Source organism: Alcaligenes sp. GW821-FHT11D07 (assembly GCF_058808495.1).
The window spans coordinates 1785529-1797397 of record NZ_JBXART010000001.1; the positions used below are offsets into that span (position 1 = coordinate 1785529).

At 56.7% G+C, this 11869-nt stretch carries 13 protein-coding genes; 7 read left to right on the top strand and 6 right to left on the bottom strand.

Annotated elements, in window-relative coordinates; genetic code table 11:
• Positions 1-36: 36 nt before the first annotated feature.
• From AC1RSM_RS08225 to fliR, 7 genes are read left to right on the top strand one after another with little or no spacing between them, the layout of a single operon-like run.
• Positions 37-558 carry a flagellar basal body-associated FliL family protein gene (locus tag AC1RSM_RS08225; protein ID WP_492931260.1) on the top strand — a complete coding sequence of 174 codons (522 nt, stop codon included), beginning with the start codon at positions 37-39 and terminating at the stop codon, positions 556-558.
• A complete protein-coding gene (gene fliM, locus AC1RSM_RS08230) occupies positions 559-1566 on the top strand; it encodes a flagellar motor switch protein FliM (protein ID WP_492931261.1) in 1008 nt (335 codons plus the stop codon).
• The gene (gene fliN, locus AC1RSM_RS08235; protein ID WP_492931263.1) at positions 1563-2063 is read left to right on the top strand and encodes a flagellar motor switch protein FliN; all 501 of its coding nucleotides are present in this window, start codon (positions 1563-1565) and stop codon (positions 2061-2063) included. The genes fliM and fliN overlap by 4 nt, the downstream gene beginning before the upstream one ends.
• Positions 2064-2066: 3 nt before the next feature.
• Positions 2067-2369: a flagellar biosynthetic protein FliO gene (gene fliO / locus AC1RSM_RS08240; RefSeq protein WP_492931265.1), complete on the top strand. Its 303-nt coding sequence runs from the start codon at positions 2067-2069 to the stop codon at positions 2367-2369.
• A gap of 6 nt (positions 2370-2375) precedes the next feature.
• A complete protein-coding gene (fliP, locus tag AC1RSM_RS08245; protein WP_492931267.1) occupies positions 2376-3143 on the top strand; it encodes a flagellar type III secretion system pore protein FliP in 768 nt (255 codons plus the stop codon).
• A gap of 9 nt (positions 3144-3152) precedes the next feature.
• Entirely contained in the window at positions 3153-3422 is a 270-nt protein-coding gene (gene fliQ / locus AC1RSM_RS08250) for a flagellar biosynthesis protein FliQ (protein WP_003804652.1), read from the top strand.
• A gap of 25 nt (positions 3423-3447) precedes the next feature.
• The gene (gene fliR, locus AC1RSM_RS08255) at positions 3448-4233 is read left to right on the top strand and encodes a flagellar biosynthetic protein FliR (protein ID WP_492931270.1); all 786 of its coding nucleotides are present in this window, start codon (positions 3448-3450) and stop codon (positions 4231-4233) included.
• Here fliR and AC1RSM_RS08260 read toward each other — a convergent pair.
• The 6 genes from AC1RSM_RS08260 to flgL form a co-directional block, all read right to left on the bottom strand.
• Complete coding sequence (locus AC1RSM_RS08260) at positions 4230-4919, bottom strand: 3'-5' exonuclease (protein ID WP_492931272.1); 690 nt, start codon at positions 4917-4919, stop codon at positions 4230-4232. The two genes, fliR and AC1RSM_RS08260, sit on opposite strands and share 4 nt — an antisense overlap.
• Positions 4916-6826, bottom strand: a complete 1911-nt coding sequence (locus AC1RSM_RS08265; RefSeq protein ID WP_492931274.1) for a DUF294 nucleotidyltransferase-like domain-containing protein — start codon at positions 6824-6826, stop codon at positions 4916-4918. The genes AC1RSM_RS08260 and AC1RSM_RS08265 overlap by 4 nt, the downstream gene beginning before the upstream one ends.
• A gap of 118 nt (positions 6827-6944) precedes the next feature.
• Positions 6945-8651, bottom strand: a complete 1707-nt coding sequence (locus tag AC1RSM_RS08270; protein ID WP_492931275.1) for a methyl-accepting chemotaxis protein — start codon at positions 8649-8651, stop codon at positions 6945-6947.
• A gap of 21 nt (positions 8652-8672) precedes the next feature.
• On the bottom strand, positions 8673-9119 hold the full coding sequence (locus AC1RSM_RS08275; protein WP_492931277.1) for a hypothetical protein: 447 nt from the start codon (positions 9117-9119) through the stop codon (positions 8673-8675).
• Entirely contained in the window at positions 9119-10549 is a 1431-nt protein-coding gene (locus tag AC1RSM_RS08280) for a methyl-accepting chemotaxis protein (RefSeq protein WP_492931279.1), read from the bottom strand. Before AC1RSM_RS08280 ends, AC1RSM_RS08275 begins: the two co-directional genes overlap by 1 nt.
• A gap of 67 nt (positions 10550-10616) precedes the next feature.
• Entirely contained in the window at positions 10617-11834 is a 1218-nt protein-coding gene (gene flgL, locus AC1RSM_RS08285; protein ID WP_492931281.1) for a flagellar hook-associated protein FlgL, read from the bottom strand.
• Positions 11835-11869 lie beyond the last annotated feature (35 nt).

Sequence of the window (11869 nt, forward strand, 5' to 3'; positions counted from 1 at the left end):
TTGTATTACGCTAAAAAAATCCATCGCTCACATCACATGGCCCGAAAAGCACCCACCAAACTTGCACGCCTGATGAAAACCGGTCTGCTGGTTCTGTTTATTATCGCCGCCAGCGTGGGCGCAACGCTGTACTACTCCTGGCAACAGAGCAGCCCGCCTGCCTGGCTGGCTTGGGCCGACAAAGGCCAAGCAGTAGAAGCTGCCCCGGCTCCGGACGAGCCTCCTGTGGTCAAGCCCAGCGCCAAACCTATTTTTGCGCCACTTGATCCGTTTACCGTCACCCTGAACGACAACGGCCGCTCGCGCATTTTGTACGTGGGCATCACCTTGCGTGTGCAAGATGACGGCTCGCGCACCATGCTGCTGGAATACATGCCCATGGTGCGTGACCGCGTATTGAAGATTCTGGCTGAACAGCGTCCAACCTACATTCAGACCTCCGAAGGACGTCAAGCCTTGGTTGCACAGCTTAGCGCCGGTTTGAAAGAGCCCTACGCGCCCAACCCCGCTGTACCGCACATCAATGATGTCCTGTTCACCGCCTTTGTCATCCAATAAATGTCGTATCAGAGCTTCCTATCCCAAGACGAAGTCGATGCACTGCTGGCCGGTGTTACCGGCGAAGGCGCTGACACCAAGCCCTTAAATGAAAACCTGACCGGCGTACGAGCCTACGACCTGACCTCGCCCGACCGGGTGGTGCGTCACCGCATGCAGACGCTGGAGCTGATCAACGAGCGCTTTGCCCGTCGCTTGCGCTCGACCATGCTCAGCTTCATGCGCCGTAACGCGGACATCACTGTCGGCTCGATCAAAATTCAGAAATACTCGGACTTCGAGCGCAACCTGCCTGTGCCCAGCAACCTGAACATGGTTGCCCTAAAGCCCTTGCGCGGTGTGTCGCTGTTCACGTTCGACCCCAATCTGGTCTTTTTGATTATCGACAGCCTGTTTGGTGGTCATGGCCGCTACAACACCCGTGTTGAAGGCCGCGACTTTACGACCACTGAACAACGCATTATCCAGCGCTTGCTAACCCTGACGCTGGAGAGCTATTGCGGCGCCTGGGAGTCCATTTACCCGCTGGAAGCGGAGTACATGCGCTCGGAGATGCATACCAAGTTTGCCAGCATCAGCAGCAGCAACGACATTGTGGTGGTGACCTCATTCAACATTGAATTTGGTGCCCAGGGCGGCAATCTGAACATCTGCCTGCCCTACTCCATGATCGAGCCGGTGCGTGACCTGCTGACCCGCCCTTTGCAAGACCGCGGCACCAATGCCATTGACCAGCGCTGGACGCACCAGCTCTCGCGCCAGGTGCGCAGCGCCGAGGTCGAACTGATTGCCAACTTCGTCAGCATCGACATGACCATTGCCCAACTGACTAAGTTAAAGGTCAATGACGTGCTGCCGATTGAAATCCCCAACCTCATTGAAGCCCACGTGGATGGCGTGCCCGTTCTGGAGTGCCAGTACGGTACCTCCGCCGGCCGTTATTCCTTGCGGGTACAGAATATCTTGGCCACCAACGACAGCGATTTGACTAAAGGTAAGTCCCTATGAGCGACCCTCACAACCCTAACGACCGGTCTGCACCCGAGGACGACTGGGCAGCCGCCATGGCTGAGCAACAAGCTGGCCAAAGCAGCACTCAAGCCCAAGGACTGGAGCAGCCCCTGGACGATGACTGGGCTTCAGCCCTGGCCGAGCAAAGCGCAGCCGCCCCTGTGCACGAACCAACGCCCGCCAGCAATCTGTTTCCCGCGCTGGAACAGGCTCAGGAAACCACAGGCACCGATATCGACATGATTATGGACATCCCCGTCCAGCTGTCGGTAGAACTGGGCCGCACGCGCCTGACCATCAAGAATATTTTGCAACTGGGCCAAGGCTCGGTAGTAGAACTGGACGGTCTGGCTGGCGAGCCGCTGGATATCTACGTCAACGGCTACCTGATCGCCCAGGGCGAAGTGGTGGTGGTCGATGATAAATACGGTATTCGTGTCACCGACATTGTGACCCCATCGGACCGCATCCAACGTCTGAACGGCCGCCGCTAAACCATGGAACAGGCTCAGCTCGTCAGAATCATGCTCAGCCTGCTGCTGGTCGTAGGCTTGATTCTGGCAGGCGCCTGGGCCGCTCGCCGAGGCGGGCTGCTAAAGCATAAAAACCAGCAACGTATCAAAATTCTGGACAGCCAACGCTTGGGGCCACGCAGTAGCGTGGCCTTGATCCAGATTGACGACCGCGAAGTTCTGATTGGCATCACCGCTCAGCAAATCAGCCTGCTCCACACCAAAACGCCCGCTGCACCAGAACCTGACTTCCAGGCTCATCTGGATCAGCACCGCGCGCCTCGCTGACGTCTCATGACCGCACCTTTTTCCCCTGCCCTGCGCATTGGCACCTTGCTGCTTCTGGCCTTGTTAAGCCTGCTGCTGCCTGCCGATACCTGGGCCCAGGCTGTTCCGGCCATCACCAGCACCGCCGGCCCTAACGGTTCGCAAACCTGGTCGCTCAGCATCCAGACGCTGGCCATGCTGACCATGATGTCCTTTTTGCCAGCGGCACTGTTGATGATGACCGGCTTTACCCGCGTCATCATTGTGCTGGGCCTGCTGCGCAACGCCATGGGCACCGGTAGCGCTCCCCCCAATACCGTGCTGGTCGGTCTGGCCCTGTTCCTGACTTTTTTTGTGATGTCGCCGGTCTTTGATCAGGTGTATCAAGATGCCTACAAGCCCTTGTCGGAAAACAAGATCAGCTTTGAGACCGCGCTGGAGCAAGGCGCCCAGCCCCTGAAAACCTTTATGCTCCACCAGACCCGCGAAGCCGACTTGAAGCTGTTTGGTGATATGGCGGGCGTGGCTGAACTGGAAACGCCCGAAGATGTACCCTTGCGCGTCCTGGTGCCTGCCTTTGTGACCAGCGAGCTGAAAACCGCCTTTCAGATCGGGTTTACGATTTTCATTCCCTTTTTGATCATCGACCTGGTAATTGCCAGTGTCTTGATGTCGCTGGGGATGATGATGGTTCCGCCCGTGACGATCTCGCTGCCCTTCAAGCTCATGCTCTTTGTGCTGGCTGATGGCTGGCATCTGTTGTTGGGCTCTTTGGCGCGCAGCTTCTACCAATAAAGGACTGTCATGACTCCCGAAACCGTCATGTCCATGACCTATACCGCACTGAAACTGGCTCTGTCCATGGCCGGTCCCATGCTGATCGTGGTGCTGGTGGTCGGTCTGGGCATCAGTATTTTTCAGGCCGCCACCCAGATCAACGAGATGACGCTCTCGTTCATCCCCAAGCTACTGGCCATGGGCATTACCGTGGTGCTGCTGGGTCCCTGGCTGATCAATAATATGGTCGATTACATGCAAGGCTTGCTACGGGGCATTCCGGGTCTGGTGAACTAGCACCGCTTAAGACGAAAGGCCATCCGTGCTCGACCTGAACTCCGCCCAGCTCTACGCCTGGCTCAACGCGTTTTTGTGGCCTTTCATCCGTATCTTGGCCACCCTGGCCACCGTTCCATTTTTCAGCGAATCCGCCATCCCCAAACGCGCCAAGCTTGGCCTGGGTTTTGTGCTGACGCTGGTGGTGGCTCCTTCCCTGCCCCCTTTACCCGATCTGCCCACCGCGTCCTACGATGCGTTGCTGATTGCTGCCCAGCAAGTGCTGATTGGCGTCGCGCTGGGGCTGACCATGCGTATTGTGTTCGCGGCAGTGCAAACGGCGGGGGAATTTATCGGCCTGCAAATGGGCTTGTCCTTCGCCTCCTTTTTTGACCCGGCCACTGGCGCCAACACCGCCGTACTGTCGCGTCTGCTGAACGTGATCGCCGTACTGACCTTTCTGGCACTGAATGGCCACCTGCTCTTGCTGGGTGTGTTGGTGCGCACCTTCCACGTTCTGCCCATCGGTACGGATCTCAGCGTGAATGGCTGGGGAGCCTTGCTGGATTGGAGCAGTGAATTATGGGTATCGGGCATGTTGCTGGCGCTGCCGCTGATTATTGTGCTGCTGACCATCAACCTGGCCTTCGGTATCCTGAACCGTACGGCGCAGCAACTGACCATTTTTGCTGTGGGCTTTCCGATCACCCTGACCGTGGGCCTGACCTTGCTGACCGTGGTCATTCCGCAAACCACGCCTTTCTTGACGCAGCTTTTCAACTCCGGCTACGAGGCCATGATGCGGGTCGCCTGGGGATTTGCCGGCTCTTAGAAGGCGTGAGCCTGGCGTTGCTTGTGTGACTGCATCAAGCGACGCGCCTGCCCTATCGTCAACACTCCTTTTTGCTTGGCACGCCCAATCAATAACTGCAGCAATTGTGCGCTGACCAAGGCATCTCCCAGGGCATCGTGGCGATCGCTGACCGGCAAGCCGCAATACTTCAAGCAATCGTCCAGGCCTAATCGACGGCCACGCCATTCAGGTAGCACGCTAGCCGCCAGATCCGCCAAATCCAAGGCCAGTGGGCGAGATTGCTCTATGCCGCACTGCGGCCAGGCACGATCCAGAAACGCCAGATCGAAATCCGCATCCCAAGCCACCCACACCGTATTCTCCGAATAGCGGGCGAAGTCTCGCATGAGCACAGGCAAAGGCTCTCCACCTTCTTGCTGCTGGGGGCTGATCTCGTGGATCAACAAGCTCTCAGCGCTGCGCTCGCCCTGGTTACGCACCAGCCCGCACCAGATATTGCCTAGGGCAATGGAGCCCTGTTCCAGCCGTACCGCGCCCATCTGCACAATGTGATGGCGCTTGGGTTCCAGTCCACTGGTCTCTAAATCCAGCACGGTGAAAGCCGCTTCGTCCAAAGCAAGCTCGTCCACGCCACTCCAGGACAAGGCTGCGCTGCGAGCTGCAAAAGAACTTCGACGCCAGGGAAGCCAGGAGAGCAGTTTCATAAGCGATACCGGAAAGCCAGGATACGTTGAGCACGACGCACTTGTGACAGGGCCTCGCGCAACACGCGAGCATCCAGCGCACCCAGACTGCTCAAGCGCACCAGATTGTCAGGCTCTTGCCCTTGCTGTAGTTGAGTTTGATGATGCTGCAAACGCAGCAACTGCAAATAACGATAGGCCTCACGCAAGCCTTCAGATTCGCTGTTTTCAAAAACGCCACGCTGCGTCAGGAAAGCCAGCCTGTCCAAAGAGGATGGCAACTCGCAGCCATGGGCCAAAGCCAGCACGCGCAGCACATCCACCATCGGTGCCAGCGCTTGTTTCTTGATGTCCACCTTGTCGTCGCCCTGCCCCATCAGGGCTTCCAGGCGGCTGCGGCGCTTGCCGCTAGGAATACGGGTCTGGCAGGTGCTTTGGGCTAGCATGCGCTGAAATACGGGGTTGTCGTTCACCATACCCAGCACCCGCCGCTGCATGCGTTGCAGCAGGCTGCTTTGGCCCCACAGGGCCCGGCAATCAAAATAAATGGTGGATTCCAGCAACTGTTCCGGGGCCGGCCGCTCAATCATGATCTGAAAGCGATGCAACCACTCCGACTCCGACAGGCATAGATCCGGGTTGCTGGCCATGATGTTGCCCGTACACCAGGCCATGCCACAGCGATCCAGCGCTTCATTTACCCGACGGGCAAAGGGCAGGAGCAAAGCACGATATGCCTTGGTCTGCTCCGCTGTATTTGCCAGAAACAAAATGCCATTGTCTTGATCGGTATGACGGGTTTGCTCCCCGCGGGCTTGGCTGCCAAAGGCCAGCCAGCAAAACTCAATGCCATCCAACCCGGCACCGGGCATCGTCAGTTCAATGGTGCGTTGAACGGTGTGATCGTTTAAGCGAGTAATCACCGCTGTCAGCTGCTCGGATCGAGCCCCATGGGCCAGCATGGCATCCACTAGACGACCAATATCAGCCTGCAAGCGTACAAGGGCAGACACATCCTGAGCACAGCGCAAGGCTCGCGACAAATGCACCAAATCCACGCGCTGCAAAGAAAACACATCGCGCTCGGACACCATGCCTACCACTTTATGGTCCTGGACCAAGCAGATATGACCAATCTGATGCTCAACCATTAACAAGGCCGCATCAAAAGCGGAGGCCTGCGGACTGAGCCACACTGGGTCGGGCGTCATCACTTGGGACATGGCCTGGGCGGGATCGTATTGCCCTCCGGCCACCAACCGTCGCAGATCACGCAAGGTAAAGATACCCAGCAAATGGGCGTCGGTATTCACAACCACCATGCTGCTGACCTGACGTTCGTGCATGTCTTTTACTGCCTGCTCTACAGAACAGTCAGCCAAGCAGCTCACCAGCCCGCGTTCGGTCAGGGATTGCAGGCTCATATCCAGGGTGTAGCTGGCACCCAAATCCGCACTGGCGCTTTTCTGAGCACTGCGCCAGACCGAGGCCAGCAAGCTGCTGGTGCCACGCAAGCAATAATCCCGGAAGGGCTCGCTATTTGTCAGCAGGTGGGCCACTGCTTCACCGGCGACGCATAAGGTGAAGCAATCTTCCTGGACCTCGTAGGCGCTACCCAAGGCTTGGCCGGACACCAGCTCGCTCACGGGCAGGAGGTCCCCTTCTACATACTCATGGGTTTCGCCCTGCTCTTGGCTGGAGACCAAGCCTTGGCGGATGATATAGAGCTGATCAACCCGCGCCCCTGCTTCCAGCAGCACTTGGCCGGCTGAAAAAAAACGAAGCTCGCTATGTTCGATCAAATAGTCGCAGTGCGAAGTCTGCATCTGATCAAAAGGCGGGTAAGCAATCAACCAGGCCAAGATGCCGGGCGCCTTTTGGCGTACCGCCGTCTTGGCCACGGATTCACCGGGAATCGCGAAGGACATGAGCGTCTCTGCTGGCTATAAGCAAAGAATTATTGTGCCATGCAGCATGGCCCAGGCCGAGCCCCTTTTTCTAGGGGATTACAGCTATAGGCATGGGCCTTTTTAACGCTCTTATGACTTAACGCAAACGTTCGTAGTCGTCTTCAGGCATATCAATGACATCGCCTTCCTGAACTTTGAAGCGAGCCACAGCATCGGCCAAGGTTTCAGATTGCGATTGCAAGGAGCCAGCAGCGGCCGCCGCCTCTTCAACCAACGAGGCATTTTGCTGCACCACAGCATCCATTTGAGCCACGGCGGTATTGATTTGCTCGATACCGGCAGTTTGCTCTTGGGAAGCCGAGGAGATCTCGCTCATCAAGGTAGTTACGCTATTCACTGCACGCACGACTTCTTGAATAATGTCACCGGCACTAGCCACTTGCTGCGTACCGGTTTTCACTTCATTTTGCGAGGCTTCGATCAACCCTTTGATTTCCTTGGCCGCTTGCGCACTGCGCTGTGCCAGACTGCGCACTTCACCCGCCACTACAGCAAAACCCTTGCCTTGTTCCCCGGCACGAGCGGCTTCAACTGCGGCATTCAAAGCCAGAATATTGGTCTGGAAGGCGATGCCGTCAATCACATTAACGATATCGGCCACCTGTCCCGAACGCGCTGAGATCTGGTTCATGGTGTTCACCACGGCGCCGACGGACTCGCCACCCTGACGGGCCACCTTGGCCGCATTGTTGGCCAATTGATCAGCCTGATGGGCATTGTCTGCATTCTGACGCACCGTGCTGGCCAACTCTTCCAGACTGGCTGCGGTTTCCTGCAAGGCAGCAGCTTGCTGCTCCGTGCGGGAGCTCAAATCCGTGTTACCGGCAAAAATCTGCCCGGAGCCCGAGGCGATCTCATCCACCCCTTGGCGTACCGTCAGCACAATGCCTTGCAGGCTTTGTTGCATGCCGCGCATGGCGTCATACAGCACACCCACTTCATTGGCCGAACGGTAGGTGATTTTCTTGGTCAGATCACCACTGGCAATATGGTCAAAATGCACACCAGCTTCACGCAAAGGCGTCAAGGCTGTACGTCCCAGCACCACACGCAGGGCAATAATAATGATCAGTCCGATCAACAGACCCAGAGCGATGGCAATATTGGCAACGCGAGTTTGCAGCTCGGCTTGCGCCAGCAACTGGTCTGTCAAATTGTCGTAGAACTTGCTCAGCTCTTCGATACGGAACTGGAACGTGGCGGCACGCAGCACGCCAAAACCTTCGCTGACAAAGTAAAAGGTGCTGTAGTCGCGTGTTTCCAGGGCTTGGACCATAGGCTCGATGCCATCGTCCAGATAAGCCTGATAGGAGGCCACCAAGCCCATGGCCAGGCGGCGCAGATCAGGCTCGGTCGGCATATTGGCGCGGATATCGCCAAAGGCCTGACGCACCTGATCCAGTTTCTGAGTCGCCAGAATCACCGAGTTCTCGGCGCTTTGCATCAGGTTCGGGTCATTGTCGATACCCGCTTCCTGATAAAAACGGGCAGCACTCATCAGGCTCACCCGAGCTTCCATCATATTGTTATTGAGTTGCAGGATCTGAACGGCACGGTCGTTTTGACGGCTGATGGTGCGTAAGGAATCACCGCTTTGCTGCAAGTAGTAAGCGGCCAGGCCACCTACTGCCACAATCAGAACCATGAACAAGCCCATGCAGATCATCAGCAAAGTGCTGATTTTCAGACCGGAGGCGGCTTTCAGATTGGGGCGAAAAGCTTTGGAGGAACGACGTTTAGAAGCGCGGGACGCGGACGGAAGAGTGCTTTCAATACCCAGCATTTGCTAAATCCAAATAAAACTCTAGTGGCTGACCGGCAAGATGGTGATCATGTCCGTGCCAGGGTGCTCAATAGTGACCGAGCCAGTGGGGGCGGCGGCAGCGCTGCGCGCTTGTTCTCGATAGGTGGCAGGAATATGACTGCGTTTGACCACTTCCTGGAAACGCCCCTGGGCATCGAATTGAAGCCACAGTTCCTGGCGGAAATAAACCGCGTCCGTGGCCAGGGTGGAGCCCTGGAACCACACAGCCAATTCACTGCCATCTAGCTGTCGGTAGACCTGGTGAGGGCGACCGTGTAACGACTGCTCGGCATCAGCGCGGGTGCTTTGACCCAGCACTAGCTGGTTCAAGCCCGATGCCTGGAAAGAAGAACCCTGGGTGGCACACGCAGCCAGGGTCAGCAAGCACAAACCAATCAGCGTCTTACGTCCCAGCCCGACCCAGGTACTCAGTCGGGTGTAAGACATCAAAACTCCTCCCAATCATCATCCGAGGATGAATGATTCGTCTTTTTGCCACTCAGGTCCGGACGCAGCAAACGCTGGCTGTCCTCTTGAGCACTTGCCGCTTTATGAGCCGGTGCTGCTTTGGCGGGAGCCGACAAACCTTTTGCGGCGCCGTTTGTTTTCGCGGTCGATGTCCGTGCATTCAAAGCAGGGCTACGACGATGTTCGGTTTCGCTAGAAGCGGCCGCCACACTGCGGCGGTTGGCCACGCGGCGAGCGCTGACATCAATCACTTCCGTACCGGGAGAGCGGAAAAAAGCAATGGCCTGATTGACCTTGGTGACTTGTTCGCTCAAGCCCGAGGAGGCCAAAGCAGCTTGTTCCACCAGGCGGGCGTTGTACTGCGTGGTCTCGTCCATTTGGGACACCGCACGGTTCACCTGATCAATCCCGGAGGACTGCTCAATCGTGGCAGCGGTGATCTCACCCATGATGTCAGTGACGCGGCGTACAGAATCCACGATTTCCTGCATGGTGGCACCTGCGCGCTCTACCTGGGACGAACCTTCCGTCACTTTACGCACCGAGTCTTCAATCAGGGCGGTAATTTCACGAGCAGCCTGGGCACTGCGCTGCGCCAGGGCACGCACTTCAGCGGCCACCACGGCGAAACCTTTACCCTGCTCCCCTGCCCTTGCGGCTTCCACCGCAGCGTTCAAAGCCAGAATGTTGGTCTGGAACGCGATGCTGTCAATAACGCCAACAATGTCAGAAATCTTGTTGGAACTGGCAGAAATACCCTGCATGGTGGCAACCACTTCATTCACGGCACTGCCGCCACGATGAGCCACATCAGAGGCCGTTGCGGCCAACTGATTCGCTTGTTGGGCATTGTCAGCATTCTGGCGCACCGTGCCCGCCAGTTGCTCCATGCTGGCAGCGGTCTGCTGCAAAGACGCGGCCTGTTCTTCAGTGCGGCTGCTGATATTGGTATTGCCCTGGGCAATTTCCTGAGCACCCGCGTGAATCTCTTCCAGACCCAGACGCACGGTGGTCGTGGTCTTGACCAAGGACTCTTGCATGCGGCCCAAGGACTCGAACAGTTCTCCGATCTCGTTGACTGTCAGCACACGGATGCGCTGGGTCAGATCGCCTTTGGCAATGGCATCAAAGTACGACGCGAAGTCGCCCAAAGGACGCACCACACGACGGAAAAAGTAGCTGATGGCTGCCAGACCCAAAAGCACGGCCAGAACCAGCACGACAATCAACACGATGTTGAATGTGCTTTGCTGCTCTTGCAAGGTGCGCAGCACCTTGTCGCCCGACCCTAAAGCGAGCAGGCCCTGAAAGTAATACAAGGCCCAGCCTGCCATTGCTACTGTCAATGCCATCAGAGTAGCAATACAAAAGGTCATGCCGACCTTCAGACTCAAATTCTTAAAAAGCATAGAAGATTCCCGCACGTGGTGCTTGACTGCCGGTTGAGAAAAAACCACTCAAAAAAGGAACTCGGTCCTAGCGATTCATATTGAACAAACTCATGCTCTGAATCGTCTGGAATGCCAAGGCTGACATTTCCAGGGCGGCTTTGCGCAATTCCAGCTGGGTGGGGGCCTCAAAAATATTCAGGTCTTCAAGGCGAGAGAGCTCATTGCTGTAGTTAATGGCCCGAGCTGCGCCGTTGGCTTTCAAGGCATCAATCTCGTTCATGCGCGTACCGACCGAGGAAATCACTGTCTGCACGTTGTCGAAGTTTTCGCCAATACGCTGCATGGCCGCGTTCATCGTGTTGCGAAACTCCGCTTGAGCAGCCGGATCGCCACTGACGGGCTTGCGCAAGGCGTCAACTACGGTTTGCAAAGTGTTGAACATATTCATCTCATCCGATGAAGTGCTGTCCACAGAGCTGACCGTAAAACTGTCACCCACTTTGGGTGTGCCTTCAATTTGTACGCTGACCCCGCCAGGCATGCTGATGCGCTGACGCTCGTTGTCATCCAGCGTGCCTTGCTGTACGACCTGTCCGTTCACTTCGATGTCGTACTCAGTTTCCGAGGTGAAGCGAATGGTGTAACCAGCTTCAGCACCAGGCAAACTCGAGTTACCGTTAGGCGCGCTCACGACAGCCGAACCGGTGTTGTTGTGGGCCTGGGTGAAATACGAAGTCGAACCGGGATTCGCACGCTCAAAGACTGAACGGCCGTGGTCCCCGGAATCCATTTGGCGGGTCTGCTCGACCTGGATATCACGACCGTGGGTGTCCCCTTTGTAGGAGAAGGTATTGCCCGTACGCTCGAAAGCCTGGGTGGTACCTTTAGAACCGGAGAACAGATACTGGCCCGAACCGTCCTTGGTATTGGCAAAGCCAAACAAGGTATCCAGGGCGCTTTCCATGACGGTAGCCAAGGTACTGCGGTCCGCATCCGACATGGTGCCGGTGGAAGCTTCCACCAGACGAGTCTGAATGCCCTGAAGCTGCAAATTGACAGAGTTCAGAATGTTTTCTTCTTCACCCAGCGAACGCATGGCCACTTCACGGTTTTCGCCATAACGCTTGTCCATAGCCTGCGCTTGGGCCAGATTAATGGTCTGGGCCGCCGCCAAGGGATCATCAGATGGCGTGATCATGCGTTTTTGCGTGCTCATCTGCTGAAAAATACGCATCAGATCGGACTGCTGCTTGTTGATCGAGTTCAGGCCGGTCTGAAAGAAAAGAGTAGAACTAATACGCATAGCAAGGTTCCAAATTCAAGACTAAAGAGCCGTAC